At 44.1% G+C, this 15,213-nt stretch carries 14 protein-coding genes; all 14 read right to left on the bottom strand.

All coding sequences use genetic code 11. The annotated features are described in order from the left end of the window. Window positions 1-133: 133 nt before the first annotated feature. Window positions 134-916, bottom strand: a complete 783-nt coding sequence (locus K6C05_RS06445; protein WP_296732698.1) for a class I SAM-dependent methyltransferase — start codon at window positions 914-916, stop codon at window positions 134-136. Window positions 917-924: 8 nt separating this feature from the next. Then, a complete protein-coding gene (gene mutL / locus K6C05_RS06440) occupies window positions 925-2,841 on the bottom strand; it encodes a DNA mismatch repair endonuclease MutL (protein ID WP_296732696.1) in 1,917 nt (638 codons plus the stop codon). Next, complete coding sequence (mutS, locus tag K6C05_RS06435; RefSeq protein WP_296732694.1) at window positions 2,838-5,435, bottom strand: DNA mismatch repair protein MutS; 2,598 nt, start codon at window positions 5,433-5,435, stop codon at window positions 2,838-2,840. The genes mutL and mutS overlap by 4 nt, the downstream gene beginning before the upstream one ends. A gap of 8 nt (window positions 5,436-5,443) precedes the next feature. Next, window positions 5,444-6,763, bottom strand: coding sequence for a tRNA (N6-isopentenyl adenosine(37)-C2)-methylthiotransferase MiaB (gene miaB, locus K6C05_RS06430; protein WP_296732684.1), 1,320 nt, complete (start codon window positions 6,761-6,763; stop codon window positions 5,444-5,446). Between the two features lie 154 nt (window positions 6,764-6,917). Further along, the gene (locus K6C05_RS06425) at window positions 6,918-7,382 is read right to left on the bottom strand and encodes a nucleoside deaminase (RefSeq protein WP_296732681.1); all 465 of its coding nucleotides are present in this window, start codon (window positions 7,380-7,382) and stop codon (window positions 6,918-6,920) included. 103 nt (window positions 7,383-7,485) lie between these two features. Beyond that, window positions 7,486-8,667: an MFS transporter gene (locus K6C05_RS06420; RefSeq protein WP_296732678.1), complete on the bottom strand. Its 1,182-nt coding sequence runs from the start codon at window positions 8,665-8,667 to the stop codon at window positions 7,486-7,488. A gap of 251 nt (window positions 8,668-8,918) precedes the next feature. Further along, the gene (locus tag K6C05_RS06415; RefSeq protein ID WP_296732676.1) at window positions 8,919-9,146 is read right to left on the bottom strand and encodes a PC4/YdbC family ssDNA-binding protein; all 228 of its coding nucleotides are present in this window, start codon (window positions 9,144-9,146) and stop codon (window positions 8,919-8,921) included. Between the two features lie 143 nt (window positions 9,147-9,289). Then, entirely contained in the window at window positions 9,290-9,856 is a 567-nt protein-coding gene (locus K6C05_RS06410) for a UbiX family flavin prenyltransferase (protein WP_296732674.1), read from the bottom strand. 24 nt (window positions 9,857-9,880) lie between these two features. Beyond that, window positions 9,881-10,240, bottom strand: a complete 360-nt coding sequence (locus tag K6C05_RS06405; RefSeq protein ID WP_296732672.1) for a YraN family protein — start codon at window positions 10,238-10,240, stop codon at window positions 9,881-9,883. 28 nt (window positions 10,241-10,268) lie between these two features. Further along, window positions 10,269-10,604 (bottom strand): EscU/YscU/HrcU family type III secretion system export apparatus switch protein, encoded by a 336-nt coding sequence (locus K6C05_RS06400; protein ID WP_296732670.1) that lies wholly within the window; start codon window positions 10,602-10,604, stop codon window positions 10,269-10,271. Then, window positions 10,594-13,005, bottom strand: coding sequence for a hypothetical protein (locus K6C05_RS06395; RefSeq protein WP_296732668.1), 2,412 nt, complete (start codon window positions 13,003-13,005; stop codon window positions 10,594-10,596). Before K6C05_RS06395 ends, K6C05_RS06400 begins: the two co-directional genes overlap by 11 nt. Before the next feature lie 35 nt (window positions 13,006-13,040). Beyond that, entirely contained in the window at window positions 13,041-13,808 is a 768-nt protein-coding gene (locus K6C05_RS06390; RefSeq protein ID WP_296732666.1) for a ribonuclease HII, read from the bottom strand. Further along, a complete protein-coding gene (ylqF, locus tag K6C05_RS06385; RefSeq protein WP_296732662.1) occupies window positions 13,808-14,737 on the bottom strand; it encodes a ribosome biogenesis GTPase YlqF in 930 nt (309 codons plus the stop codon). The genes K6C05_RS06390 and ylqF overlap by 1 nt, the downstream gene beginning before the upstream one ends. Before the next feature lie 265 nt (window positions 14,738-15,002). After that, entirely contained in the window at window positions 15,003-15,125 is a 123-nt protein-coding gene (locus K6C05_RS06380) for a hypothetical protein (RefSeq protein WP_296732659.1), read from the bottom strand. Window positions 15,126-15,213: the final 88 nt, after the last annotated feature.

The following is a 15,213-nucleotide window of genomic DNA, read 5'->3' as shown; positions in this document are numbered from 1 at the left end:
GCCATTGTTCAAATTTTTCTTCTTTAGAAGAAAAATCTTCCAATTAGCGTTTCAACGAGCTGGGAGATATGCTCGCCAGCTGTTGTAGTTTGTTTTCCCCCACCTAAAGAGGAAGGGGACATCTTAAAGCTCGTTATATATGAATTATGCCATAATGTACCTTGGAATGCTTACCGCCGGAAATATCACTGAAGCCCAGTCGGGAAAATTCCTTGCTGCGGCTGTTTTCCTTCATTACTACACGACATCTGGCCACACGCATTGCCTCTTTCACCGCTTCAGGCTCCAAAGGCCTGTGATCAGCCACAGAACGAAGAGGATTAATATTATGGCTGTCCATTAATGGATGACGAAACATAGGGTCAAAATATACAACATCAACAGAGCTGTCCGGCAATTCCTTAAGGTACAGGTTATAATCAGCATTGATTACCCTGACGCGTTTAATGGCACTGTGCAGCTCGTAATTTGTGGCCAGAAAAGATTTCATGCCTTCACCGGTAATAAAGGAAATAATCGGACTTGCCTCAAGGCCAACCACACTTCCTCCCTGTCCTGTCACAAAGCTGGCTACAATGGAATCGGCACCAAAGCCAAGGGTACAATCAAGAACCGACATACCTTCTCTAAGGTCCATGGCCCTGATCATATGGTCTTCATCACCCATACGGATATTCTTTATGCGCAGCTGTGACATATTGGGATGAAAAAACAGCTCTCCCTCAGGTGTAACCAATACATATTTGCCCTGCCTGGCCACCAGTACATTGGTGGCCTTGTATTTTTCACGAAGCTCCTCAAGGGATTCATGGTGCCTCATTACCAACTGTAAATTTAGTGTATCAGCAGCATGTTGGGCCAGCTGTATACTGTCACTATGATTTTTTCTTTCAGTTGTAACAATGGTATTATCCATAAAGCTCCTTAAAAACCTGTTCTTTTAAACATTTTTGCCAGTTCCTCACTGCTGAATTTCAAAATAGTCGGCCTGCCATGAGGGCATGTATATGGCATGGCAGTGTTATTCAGCTCCTCCAGAATAATTTCCATCTGGCGGAAATTCAGCTGAAATCCGGCCTTAATGGCGGCCTTGCAGGCTGTCATGGCCAGACAGGCATGGCGTATTTCAGCTGCTGAAAGCTGATGCATATCCTCAAGGGATACCAATATCTCCCTGATTACATCTTCTGCTTCACCAACAGGGATATCAGCAGGAACCTCCATTAGGCGATATTGCTCCGGTCCACTTGGTTCCATACTGAAACCAAGACTGTTAAACAACTCCAGATTATCCTCGATCAGCTTTGCTTCCCTGTCACTTAAATCAATGTAGAGATGTACCAGCAGCTGCTGGGATGGAATCCTGTCAGTCATGGCAGCAAACCTGTCATACAAAATCCGTTCATGGGCGGCATGCTGGTCAATAATATACAAGCCATCAGCATCCTGGGCAATAATATATGTATTATCCACCTGTCCGATAGGAACCATAGGTGATTTGCCTGATCCTTCCACTGAAGGCTTTTCAATAACCTCCCCCGTCTCCATGTCCACTGACAAATTGTTTTCTGATATAGTCCCTTCTTCAGGGTGATTCCTTCCCATATCAGCAAGTTCAGCATGTGCTTCCTGCAGTGATTTGGCCTGTTGCTCCACCCTGTACTGATAGGCAGAGGAGGGAATACCCTGGGAGGAGTATCTTCCTGCAGTTTCCACCGGTGCTTCCTTGGCAGGAACAAAATGAATATCATCCAAAAGAGGCTTCATAACAGGCTGATTAAGTGCAGCCGGAGCAGCGGTAAAATGACGCTCCGGTCTTTCGACACCGGCAGCTATATTTCCCAGCTGCTGTCCATGAGGACGAACCGCATCCAATACGGCCTTATATACCGCCTTAAAAATCCGGCCCTCATCCTCAAATTTCACCTCACTTTTTTGCGGATGAACATTTACATCTATAGTCTTCTGTTCCACATCCATCAAAAGTGCTACCATCGGATATCCCGATTTTGGAATAAGTGATGCATAGGCATTATCCACGGCTTTGGCAATGGCCCGGTTGGATATGATGCGCCCGTTTATAATGAAGGTTTGCCAGCCACGATTGCTGCGTATAGTGGAAGGTTTTGATATGTACCCCTTAATGGTGATTTCACCATCAGAAAAGTTCAGTCCCAAAAGTGCATCTCCCACAGAACCGCCGTAAATGCTGCGCAGGGTATCATGCAGGTTTCCATTTCCCGGGGTCACTACTGCAGTTTTATTATTATTGATAAACTTAAAGGCAATATCCGGCCTGGAAATTGCCAGCTTGATTATATAATCATTAATCTTGTTTCCTTCGGTATTGGTTGTCTTGAGAAATTTCTTTCTGGCAGGGGTATTAAAGAATAAATCCTCTACCCTGATGGTAGTTCCAAGACTGCAGCCAGCCTCACCTATCTCTTCATTGCGCCCACCGGAAATCTTGATTTCCGTACCCAACTCGGTACCGGCCTGTCTTGTCTGAAGATTGAATCTGGATACAGCGGCAATACTTGGCAGTGCTTCACCCCTAAACCCCAAAGTATCAATGGATAAAAGATCCTCTACATTAAATATCTTACTGGTAGCATGTCGTTGTATAGCCAGCTTGGCATCCTCCATACTCATGCCTATGCCGTTGTCAGATACCCGCATATAGCTGGTTCCGCCGGCCATAATTTCCACCTCGATACGGTCGGCCTTGGCATCAATGGCATTTTCTACCAGCTCCTTTATCACAGAAGCCGGTCTTTCCACAACCTCACCGGCAGCAATCTTGTTTATGGTATTATCATCCAGGACATGAACAAAGCTCATCCTTTTCCAGCCTCCTCCCGTGCCTGCTGCTGTAAGCGATACAGTGTATTCATAGCCTCTATTGGCGTCATGGTCATAACATCCATGGACATAAGCTCATCACTTATGGTACTGCCAAACAGGGAATCCATCATATCATCTTTCTCCTGTAAGGCCTCCTTACTGCTGTTTTCCTTTGTAACGGAAACATTATCGTGAGCAGGGGCCTCACTTTCCAGTCCGGCCAAAATCTTTTCTGCACGACTGGTGACAGCCTTTGGCAGTCCTGCAAGTCTGGCAACATGGATGCCGTATGACTTGTCTGATGCTCCGGGGATTATCCTGCGCAGGAAGTTGATGTCCTTCCCCTTTTCCTTGACAGCTATGCAGTAATTTTTAATTATATCATCCTCCAAATCCGTCAACTCATGATAATGAGTTGCAAACAGGGTTTTGGCATGGATTTTTTCCCTGATATGCTCAATAACTGCCCTGGCAATACTCATACCATCAAAGGTACTGGTACCACGGCCAATCTCATCCAAAATAACCAGGCTGTCCCTGGTGGCATATTTTAATATCTGCGCCACCTCATTCATTTCCACCATAAAGGTACTTTGACCACTTACCAGGTCATCACTCGCCCCGATTCTGGTAAATATACGGTCAACAGGTGAAATTGATGCCTCCCGGGCAGGAATAAAGCTGCCTACCTGGGCCATAAGTGTCAATAATGCAGTCTGGCGCATATAGGTGGATTTACCGGCCATATTAGGTCCTGTAATAAGCATTATCTCACAATCTGAATGGTTAAGTCTTGTATCATTAGGCACAAAAAGATCCCTGGTAAGAATCCGCTCCACCAAGGGGTGTCTGCCATCCTTTATATCAATTTGTCCATTTGATACGAGCCGGGGTCTTACATAATTATAATTTCCGGCGGCCTCAGCCAGACCTGTGAGTACATCCAGCAAGGCTATGTGCTTGGCCGTTCCCTGAATATCCCCCAGTCTCTCTTTTATGATCTCCCTGATTTCCGTAAACAGATTGAATTCTATATTGACTATCTTTTCTTCTGCTCCGAGAATCTTGGTTTCAAATTCCTTTAATTCCTGGGTAATATAGCGTTCTGCATTGGCCAAGGTCTGTTTCCTCACATAATGCTCCGGAACCAGCTCCGTACCGCTGTGACGGACTTCAATATAATATCCGAATACCTTATTGTAGCCTATTTTAAGGGCCCGAATACCGGTAGCTTCCTTTTCCTTTTCCTCCATAGTCTGCAGCATCTGCTTACTGTCCCTGGATATTTTACGGTATTCGTCCAACTCCTCGTTATAGCCTTCCTTGATAATACCACCTTCACGGACAGTAAGACCCGGGGAATCCACAATAGCCCTGTTCAGTAGGTCGACCAGATCATTATAGATATGTATATTCTTATAGCATTCTTGCAGCAGAGTGGCCCTTGTATCAGTCAAAAGCCCCCTGATATCAGGCAGCACCCCAAGAGATGACCTTAGTGCCACCAAATCTCTGGCATTTGCCGTTCCTACCTCAATCCTGGTTAAAAGCCTTTCAAAATCGTATATACTCTTGGACAAATTCTTCAGGTTACCGCGAAGAATAAAATCCTGCACCAGTTCCTCAACTGCATCCAGACGGTTATTTATCTTTCCAATATTCAATAATGGATATTCCAACCATTTCTTAAGCAGTCTGGTACCCATGGCCGTATCGGTGAAATCCAGTACATCCAAAAGTGTATCCTTTTTACCGCCGTCCCTCAGGTTACGGGTGATTTCCAGATTTCTGAGGGTATAGGTATCAATGACAAGATTATTGGCAAAATCCAGCTTGGTAAGCTGAGAAAGCTGTGTCAAATCAGTCCGCACAGTATCATGAAGATATTCCAGCAGAGTAGCTACTGCCAATCTGGCCGGCTCTCCCTCCGGCCGATTATTAATGTCAAAGTGACGGATTATCATATCATCACAGTTTTTTGTTGGTTCATCAATAATGGTAAAGGCACAGGAACTCATTCTAAGGTTTATAAATTCGCGCAAATCATCAGCAAATGATAGGCTGCCCAAAAGGATGAGCTCAGGCATCATAATACGATAAAGCTCATCATATAAAGCCTGTTGGCGTTCGTCACCGGAATACACCCCATAGAAGCATTCACCGGTGGATATATCCGCACCTGCCAGGACAATTTCACCTTCCACTTCATAAATCAGGGCAATATAATTGTTATTTGCAGACTGCAGGGCACTTTCCTCCAAAATGGTCCCCGGAGTAATTACCTTTATGACCTCTCTCTTGGTAAGCCCTTTTGCCTTTGGATCACCAATCTGTTCCGCAATGGCAATCTTGTATCCCTTATTGACCATCTTGGTGATGTAGCTTTCGGCAGCATGATAAGGAATCCCACACATAGGATTCTTCTTTACATCGCCACTGCGGCTGGTCAGTGTAAGTCCTAATTCCTTGGACGCAGTAACCGCATCATCAAAAAACATTTCATAAAAATCACCCAAACGAAAAAAAAGTATCTCATCAGGGTGCTGTTCCTTTACAGCTAAATATTGCTGCATCATTGGAGTCAATTCCATGGTATCTCCTATTCAAGCTCGCCCTTCAAAACCCATGTCTGGGGTTGGCAAATTCTCACATTAACAATATCTCCAGGTTTTTCATGACCATTATATGGCCAAAGCACCAATTTGTTGGTATCAGTGCGGCCTGACCACACCTTCTCATCATTATTGCTTGGCCCCTCAACCATGACTTCAAGCACACTATTGTTAAGCTGCATATTCTTTTCCAGACTTATTTTGTTCTGCAGCTCCATCAGACGATTAAGACGATCGTGCTTTACCTTGTCCTCCACCTGGTTATCCATTTCCGCTGCCGGGGTTCCTGAGCGTTTTGAATATATAAAGGTATACGCTTGGTCATAGCGAATTTCTTGCAAGAATTCCAACAGCTCATTAAAGTCTTCCTCTGTTTCCCCCGGAAAGCCCACTATCAGGTCAGTAGTAATACTTGAATCAGGGACAGCCCGCCTTATTTTCTCAATCAGGGCCTTGTAGGATTCAACTGTATAAACCCGGTTCATGGCCTTCAAAATCTTATTGGAGCCATACTGTACAGGCAAATGAAAATGCCTGCATATATGTTTGCTGGTTTTAATTACTTCAATTACCTCATCGCTTAAATCCTTTGGATGTGATGTCATGTAGCGCACTCTTTCAATGCCTTCCACCTGATCCACCATTTGCAGGAGCTGAGCGAAGGTAGTCTTGCTGTTGTCCTTGCCGTAGGAGTTTACATTCTGTCCTAAAAGTGTCACTTCTTTATAGCCTTGCTTCACCGCGTCCTGTACCTCAGCAATAATTTCCTGAGGCAAACGGCTGCGTTCACGGCCCCTCACATAAGGAACTATACAATAGGTGCAAAAATTATTGCAGCCATACATAATAGGAATCCAGGCCGTCAGGGCAGTCTTCCTGTGAATCGAAACATTCTCCGGCATTTCCGCCTCATTTATTTCAGTATCCACAACATGCTTCGTCAGTGATTGTTCCAGCTTCTGAACAGTTGAAACCACCTCATGTATCTTGTTTGTGCCCAGGACAAAATCAATATGGGGAGCCCTTTTTATCAGATGCTCTCCTTCCTTTTGTGCCATACAGCCTGTAATGCCAAAAATCAGGTCTGGCTTTGTGCGCTTCAATCCCTTTACTTCACCGATTTTGCCATAAACCTTATCCTCGGCAGTCTCGCGAACACAACAGGTATTTATTATGATGAGATCGGCCTTGGCCATATCCTCTGTGGAAATATATCCCAATTTTTCCAGCTCACCCTCCATGCGCTCTGCATCACTAAAATTCATTTGGCAGCCATAGGTAAGCATTTTTAAATATTTTTTATTCAAATCTATACATCCTCTCAAAAATTCCGTGCCTTATATTATACCATACTAAGTAATTTAAGGAAAAGCATAATCACCCAAGGAAAGACCTCCGGCATCAGCTGTTGACTGTCCGGAGGTCTCAGTGGTATCAATTGAAATTTCCTGAAAGATAAAATCAATATATGGTTTTATCATTTTTGCGGGCAAATTTGTGAAAAGTTTCTATTGTGCTATCCCTGGATATCTGTTCCAGCTCAACAACCTTTGAGTTTTCACAATTCCCCCTTATAAAATCGTATATCATGTCATCCCGAAAGCCCACCTTTGCAGCATCTTCGGCAGTATTGCCGTACCTGATGATTTTGATATTGGCCCAGATAGCAGCACTCATGCACATTGGGCATGGATAACAACTGGTATATAGTTCACATCCACTCAAATCATATGTTTTAAGCTGCCTGCACGCATCCCGTATTGCTTCCATCTCAGCATGACATGTAGGGTCATTCTTTGCCAGCACTCTATTATGTCCCCGTCCAACTATCCTGCCGTCCTTGACAATGACCGCACCAAATGGTCCCCCTTCATTTGATACAAGATTTATATCGGCTTCCTTTCTTGCTTCATCCATATAATCCATATTACAATCGCTCCAATCTATTTGACAATACAATCGGACTAAAGCCATACCATCCTCCATGTACAGAGAATGACAAGCCGTCCCCGTACAAACTCCATCCTTGCTAGTTCCAGGAGCCTTTATGCCGTTTTATTACACATATTCCCAGGACAAATAAAATAAAGGCACTGATATAGTAAACAGTATTGATTGGCATAAATGTAGTATAAAGACCTCCGGCCAACGGTCCCAGCATTGAGCCAAACTGCTGGGCAGAAAAGCTGTAGGCATATGCCCTTCCCCGTTCATTGGTAGCTGTCTTCCTGGCAATAATGGAACTCAGGGATGGCAGAACGCCACCAAATACCAGGGAGAAAACAATATTGGCTATAGCGTAACCCAACACTGTTTCCGGCACACTGTTGAAAAAGCTTGCAACAGAACCCAGGACCAGGCCGATTCCCAAGGTCTTATAAAAACCACGGCTCTGTCCATAACGCCCCCACCATGGTGCAATTATCCCCCCGGCAATTCCGATCATGGAAAAAATACCGCCTGATAAAAGCATGGCATTATCATTGCTATGGTTCAGCTGCGCAACATACAAAGTCATAACTGGCTGTATTATCAATATGACAAACCACAGCAAAAACATATAAATCAATACCTCCCGCAATTCCGGGCGCTTCAATATGCTGACCTCGTCATCCTTCTTATCAGCCTTTTTCCCGGAAGACGGCTCAGGCAGAAAAAGCCAGGTAACAACTGTCAGTACAAGCAAGAGAGTTCCTGCTACATAAAATGAGGTACGCATATCAATATATGTAGCCAAAATGCCTCCCATAAGCGGACCAATTACCGTACCGGCAGTAAGACTTGACTGAAACAGGCCCATACTGACACCAATTTTTCCCGCAGGCACAGAAGCACTGCACATAGCCATAAATACTGAAATCAATCCCGCAGCAAAGCCCTGAAACATTCTGACCAAAAAAAGCTGCTCGGGTGAAGTCACCATTCCCATGGCGTAGTAAGATAGGGACAGCATTATTCCGGACCTCAGGGCCATAGGCTTTTTACCAATATTATCAGCCAGTTTTCCCCATACAGGAGCCATGATACCTCCTACAAGAAAGGTAACCGAAAAAACAGCTCCTGTCCAAATGCCAATGTTATCACCGGAAACACCGAGTTCATTGAGCAGATACATCGGCAAAAATGGAATGAGCATATTATATCCTGAAGCCATCATTATGACATTGAGGCACAATATGGCCAGAACTATCTTCCAATTTCTGATTTTCATAAACACACCACTGATTCATATAAAAAAACATAATTACCACTAACAATAAAAACAAGGATAATTATAACGCCATTGTTCAAATTTTACCACTGACAAAATCCTTCAGGTATCATTTTACCAATTGGTATCAGCTTGGCCGTGAAGTGCTTTACAGGAATTCAAATCGGTTTATCAGAAAAAAAATAAGACTGGTTATATCAATAATGATATAATCAGTCCTATTCCCATATAAGGTGAATAATGCAGAAATGCTATACAGCAAGCTGATTAAGCATATCCCTCAGTTTAATTATTTCATCCCTGGTAAAGGTCACTCCTTTTCCCATACGGCTTCTGTCCGGTGCCCACTCCCGAATATCGTATCTTGGATTTAAATGGTTCCAGGAAACAAGGTTTAATTCCTTGGTCCAGCCTCTTCTGTCCTCTCCCATTACTCCAATGCGTTCCTTGACCTCACATGAAACCGGTGATGCTCCCACAGCAATCCCTCCTCAAAATATAATTAATTATATTAGTCATTTTAGCAAATAATTTTATGTTTGTAAAGATTTTTGTAAATAAAAAGAAGGTTATACAACCTTCTTTAAAAATTATTTTAACAGTACATTTATGATTGTCAAACTCAGTCCCCCGGGAGCCCCTTCCAGCGCTCAAAAAGGTCATTGCCGATGCTGAGACTATCGCATATTTTCCCCACCAGCATATCCACTAAATCCATAACAGTGACCGGCTTATGATAAAATCCCGGGCTGGCCGGTATGACAACAGCTCCCAGGCGGGACACCTTCAACAGGTTCTCCAGATGCCCTGCGTGCATCGGGGCTTCTCTTGGCACCATTATCAGGGTGCGCCTTTCCTTTAACATAACATCAGCGGCCCTGGTGAGCAAATTATCCGTTACACCATTTGCAATACAGGCTACGGTTTTCATGGATGCCGGCACTACTACCATGGCATCAGCCCTGAAGGACCCGCTGGCAATAGCAGCTCCTATATCATGCACATCATAAAGCATATCTGTCCCATCAAGAATTTTCCTGTATATATCAGGGCATTCATATTCTATCACCTTGTTACCACTGTCAGTAATTACCATATGTACCTGATGCCCACTTGACTTCAAAAATTCCACCAGGCGCAACCCGTAGATACTGCCGCTTGCCCCGGTAATTCCCACTATGATTTTCATTTTTCCTCCACCTAGAAATGTATATCAGCCCTCAAAGGCACTTTCAATCAAATTAAAGGACATACCACCGGATTTTGGTGCCAACACCTCAAGCACATCAAAACGATATACATAGTTATACAGCCTTTCAGCCTGTATATACGCCTGAGCAGTTTTGATTATCTTTTTTTGCTTTTGTAGATTAACAGCTTCACTGGGAAGTCCAAAAGCATATGACCCCCTGGTTTTAACCTCAACGAAAACCAGCATGTCACCTCTGGCCGCTATTATATCTATCTCACCGGTTTTGGTACGATAATTGGTGTCCCGTATGATGTATCCATGATTTTTCAAATAAGCCGCTGCGGCCTTTTCCCCCTTGTCACCCAATATTTTGTTGTTCATCTCAGTGTTATTCTCCCAGCCCAAACTATTACATTGATGAAAACTCGTTGTTTACATTCTTACGCCGCTGATCAATCCTATATACATAAGCCAATATTTCCGCTACAGTTGTATACAGCTCGGCAGGAATTTCCTTATCGAGTTCCAGGGCCATAAGCATATTCACCAATGATTTATTTTGATAAACCGGCACCTTCCCTTTACGGGCTGCATCCAATATATTTTCGGCTACATGCCCTTTGCCCTTGGCTACCACCTTTGGTGCCAGGTTCTTTTCCATATCGTATTTCAGTGCAACGGCTTTCTTATCGGCCAATTCATCCTTTTCAGGATCTTCCCTCGGCTCCCGTCTATTATTCATCATTATTCACAGTCCCTATTTTCAGATCAGTAAGATTAATTGGTGTATTATAAAGCGCCTTGCGTATATCAGGCAAATATTCACTGAATTCATCAACGGAGTCCTGATCGGAGAATACAACCCTCAGATTCAGATTATTTCCCTCATAAAGCCTGCATACAATATCAACAGCACCAATAGACTCAGTCAAAACGCAAACCCTGAACCATGTATCCTTCCGCATTACGCCAAAATCATCCTCATGCTGTGGCTCGTCGTAAATATGGATATATGCAGGATAATTCATGGTACCATCCCCCATATAAAGAGGCATCATAAAGGAAATGGATTTCTGTCCATCCGCCTTGAAGCTCCCTTCACTATCCATTGAGCTTTTAATGGATGCCGTAAAATTATTAATCTGCTTGCTGGCAACCCTGTAGTTATACCCCTTCATCTTTTTAAGTGAGGCAAGATCACAAAGCTGCATAAAAGCCCACAGCTTCGGCAGTTCTTCCATGCCCATCTTCTGAGCAGCCTGCTGAATTGAGGCTGGCATATTTCTCTGCACCGTTCGCAGCAGAAGGTTTAATTGCTTGGCATCCTGTTGGGATAAATCCCCCTGATCATTATTTACAAAATTATTCAGCAGCTGAACATCCTTAGGTGATAAATCCGCGTTTTTTAACAGAAGCTGACCTACATCCCTCAGGGCCATTGCTACCTGCTGACTATCCATCTGAAAAGGCTGAAACTGGGATTGTCCGGAATTGGCAGGCATATTATTTGCCGGATTTTGTCCAAACCTGCTGAATATCTGCTTGAACAGTGGATTCATCTCCGGGCTTGCCCCTTCCTGCCTGGCAGCAGTACCCTCATAGGCCAGACCCACATTATTAAGTCTGACATTTAAGGTCTCATTATTTTTAATGTTGTCCGTAGAGGCCTTGGCCATATCAGCATTTGACATATCCGCCTGCATCTTATTTGATGGCCCATCTCCGGATATTTGACTACCCATTGGATTATTTCCAACAGGGATTTCTCCGGTCTGTGCCTGCCCCGGTACAGCATTTGGAGCATTGTTGATATTAACATTGGCAGCATTTACCTGAGCATTGGCGTTTGTGTTGCCCTGCTGTAGGACTGCATTTTCTCCGGGCACTCCGCCCTGCGCACCGGATGGATTCGTCAGTACACCTGGCTGCTGGTTATTTCCCGGCATATTGCCCTGTACCTGAGTCTGCTGTGCCGATATATTTCCCGCAGAAGCATTACCCTGTGGCACATTACCGGGCATAGCAGTATTTTGTGACTGTGCATTACCTGAAGGAGTGGTATTTTGCTGATTAATATTGGCTGTCTGAGGGCTTGCCACAGCTGACTGCTGAATATTGCCATTGGCAGCCTGCTGGAGGGTTCCCTGTGTATTACCAGTTATGTTGCCTCCAGTCTGGGCACCCTGATTTACAGACTGTCCTAAAGGAACATTCTGACCACCTTGAGGGGCTGAATTGTTGGCAGGAACATTATTGCCAGCTGCATTATTACCAGGAACATTATTGCCAGCTGCATTATTACCTGGAACATTATTGGCATCTGCATTATTGGCAGCCATATTCACCTGCCCGGATGATGCATTGGTAAATACTGCCCCCTGCCCACCAAAAGGATTATTATTATAAACAGCCCCTGGCGTACCATTACCGGCAAAGACTCCCTGATTAGGTACTGACTGGGAAGTATTCCCTCCTGCAAACAGTGATTTAGGAAAGAAAGCATCCACCAGCTTATTCAGAAGGCTGAATCCTTCTGATGGGGAAGTGGGCGAACCAGCAGCAGTTTGTGGTGTAAGAAGTGCTGACAGCTGGGTCAAAAGCTCTTCGACCTGTTTTGGAAGCTGCGTCCCATCATCATTTTGAACAAGCTGGAACGCCAGCTTGTTTAAATTTACTGCTTCCATATTTTTATTCTGCCCAATTATACTTTTCAGATTATCCAATACCAGTTGTAAATCCTCACTCAAATCAGCCAGTCTGCCTTGATCCTCCAAAGCCCCCAACTGATTAAGCATACGACTGAGGGTATTAAGCTGTTCAACCGAAAACCTTTGACTGGCCAATGAACTGCCAACACCTTCCTTGACTGTTCCATCAAGAGAAAATGCATTGCGCATAACATTATTTATGATCTCCTTCAACTGCTCCGGAATTGCATTTTCCGCATCAGCATTATTGCTGGAAATCTTTGACAGTATTTCTGTCATACTGTCAATGGAAGTTTTAATATTTACATTAGTTCTGGGAGAAAATCCGGCACTGCTATTACCACCATCTCTCCGCACTGATAATTTATCTGATTTTGGTTCCTGTGTACGCTCTGTTGATTGTACTGATGGTGTCATACCAGTTACATTAGTCGCCATTAACTTCCCACCTCCCGGCAAAAAAACATACTATATTACTGACCTACCATTGATCTGATAGGCTCAAAGGACAGACGGTGTATAGCACACGGACCATACTTTTTAATTGCAGCAATATGTGCTGCCGTGCCATATCCCTTATGTTCTGCAAATCCATATTCAGGATATTGTTTGTCATATTCATCCATGAGTCTGTCACGGGATACCTTGGCAATAATTGACGCCGCAGCAATTGATGCTGACTTGGCATCTCCCTTTATCAGGGACAGCGAAGGCATTGGCAGTCTTTCCAGCCTGACAGCATCCAGCAACACCTTTTCCGGCTGGGGATCCAGCGCGAATACAGCCTCATACATACCATTCATGGTAGCCTGAAGTATATTAATCCTGTCAATTGTCCTTTCATCTATAAAAACCTGCCTGACTGAAACTGCCTTGGACATGATTTCATCGAAGAGCTCAGCCCTGACCTTTTCAGATAATTTCTTTGAATCATTTATGCGTGGCAAAATCAATTTTTCAGGCAAAATCACCGCGGCGACAGAAACAGGTCCTGCTAACGGACCGCGTCCTGCCTCATCAACCCCGGCAACAATCCTGCACCCTTCAGCAGCTGCCCCCTCTTCATAGCGATACATACCAAGAACCCTGGCCACCTCGGCCTGTTTACGCTCATACCGCTTGATGATTTTTGCCGTGGCTGCCCTGGTGTCCTGACGACAGGCATTAATCAAATCCTCAGAAACATTATCCGCAGCAAACAGGCCCTCTATTTCCTTTATCGTCAACTCTGATATATTCATTAATCTTTCTCCTGAGAAATATCTGTAGGACGATCAAGGCTGATTGCCCCCAGCTTTCCGCTCCTGAAATCAGTAAGCACTATTCTTTGTGCCTTTTCCATATCTATAATGCCGCCCTTTAACAGACAGCCGCGCTTCCTGCCAATCAGTTCCAGCAAATCCTCCGGTTTATCCGGAAGCTCCTCTTTGATTTTATAACGCTCAGCTAGCCGTTCCGGATAGCTCCTTAACATGGTTTCCAGAAAAACGCCTGTAATGAGCTCACGGTCAATTGCTTCATCATTGATAGCCCCGGTAAATGCCAGTTTAAGACCGGCATTCATATCTTCAAACTTTGGCCAAAGTATTCCCGGCGTGTCCAGCAGCTCCAGCTGACTCCCCAGCCTTATCCATTGTTTTGCCCGGGTCACACCAGGCTTATCTGCAGTTTTTGCCTTATTCGAACCGGCCAGCCTATTAATCAATGAGGATTTACCAACATTTGGAATACCCAAAATCATCACCCTGGCAGCCCTTGGCTTTGCTCCCTTGGAAACCAGCTTTTCTGTCTTGGACCGGGCCAGATCCTCTGTCAGCTGTACCAGCTGTTTAATCCCCCTGCCCTGGGTGGCATCCACGGCTACGGCCTTGATATCCTTTGCCTTAAAATATGCAATCCACTCCTTTGTGGCAGCAGGATCGGCCAAATCGGCCTTATTGAGCGCTACCACCTTTGGTTTATCAGCTATTATTTCCTGAATCATAGGATTAGCACTGCTATAAGGAATACGGGCATCCAAAAGCTCAATTACCACATCAACCAATTTCAGATTATCAGTTATGATGCGTCTGGCCTTTGTCATATGTCCCGGAAACCACTGAACATTTGGCAGTACCTGCTGTGCTGCCAGTTTTTTTGCACTTTCTTCTCTTTCTTTACTGTACTCCATAATTACTCCTGTTTTTCATCTATTTTCACATAATTACATAGCTTCATAATTTAACTGCCGACTATCATGATACCTCACTAATTGGTCAGGGCTTATTCTCCGTAAGTCACAACAGCATATCTATTTTATTATAATGCCTCAAAACAAAGTTTGCCATAGGCAAACTCTCTCCTGTAATAATTCAAATGAATGGAAAATACCCCACACCCGTTGCCACTTGCTTTTTCCACCCCATAACATATGTGCCGTTTAGGCTTCGCTATACTCAACTGCGAATATCACCCTTGATTTTTATCGCCATTTCACCTATCATGGAAAAAAGCTCTTTTAATATATTGTTATAACGCCATTGTTCAAATTTTTCTTCTTTAGAAGAAAAATCTTCCAATTAGCGTTTCAACGAGCTGGGAGATATGCTCGCCAGCTGTTGTAGTTTGTTTTCCCCCACCTAAAGAGGAAGGGGACATCTTAAAGCT

This window comes from Anaerovibrio sp. (genome assembly GCF_024697385.1).
In the GTDB taxonomy this organism is placed as follows: domain Bacteria; phylum Bacillota; class Negativicutes; order Selenomonadales; family Selenomonadaceae; genus Anaerovibrio.
The sequence above is the reverse complement of the archived record's forward strand: the minus strand, read 5'-3'. Positions and strand labels throughout refer to the sequence as shown.

Bases quoted from the DNA above. Each gene is read 5' to 3' on its own strand.
- K6C05_RS06445 (WP_296732698.1), bottom strand. From the start codon at position 916: ATGGATAATACCATTGTTACAACTGAAAGAAAAAATCATAGTGACAGT.
- mutL (WP_296732696.1), bottom strand. From the start codon at position 2,841: ATGAGCTTTGTTCATGTCCTGGATGATAATACCATAAACAAGATTGCT.
- mutS (WP_296732694.1), bottom strand. From the start codon at position 5,435: ATGGAATTGACTCCAATGATGCAGCAATATTTAGCTGTAAAGGAACAG.
- K6C05_RS06425 (WP_296732681.1), bottom strand. From the start codon at position 7,382: ATGGATTATATGGATGAAGCAAGAAAGGAAGCCGATATAAATCTTGTA.
- K6C05_RS06420 (WP_296732678.1), bottom strand. From the start codon at position 8,667: ATGAAAATCAGAAATTGGAAGATAGTTCTGGCCATATTGTGCCTCAAT.
- K6C05_RS06410 (WP_296732674.1), bottom strand. From the start codon at position 9,856: ATGAAAATCATAGTGGGAATTACCGGGGCAAGCGGCAGTATCTACGGG.
- K6C05_RS06405 (WP_296732672.1), bottom strand. From the start codon at position 10,240: ATGAACAACAAAATATTGGGTGACAAGGGGGAAAAGGCCGCAGCGGCT.
- K6C05_RS06400 (WP_296732670.1), bottom strand. From the start codon at position 10,604: ATGATGAATAATAGACGGGAGCCGAGGGAAGATCCTGAAAAGGATGAA.
- K6C05_RS06395 (WP_296732668.1), bottom strand. From the start codon at position 13,005: ATGGCGACTAATGTAACTGGTATGACACCATCAGTACAATCAACAGAG.
- K6C05_RS06390 (WP_296732666.1), bottom strand. From the start codon at position 13,808: ATGAATATATCAGAGTTGACGATAAAGGAAATAGAGGGCCTGTTTGCT.
- ylqF (WP_296732662.1), bottom strand. From the start codon at position 14,737: ATGGAGTACAGTAAAGAAAGAGAAGAAAGTGCAAAAAAACTGGCAGCA.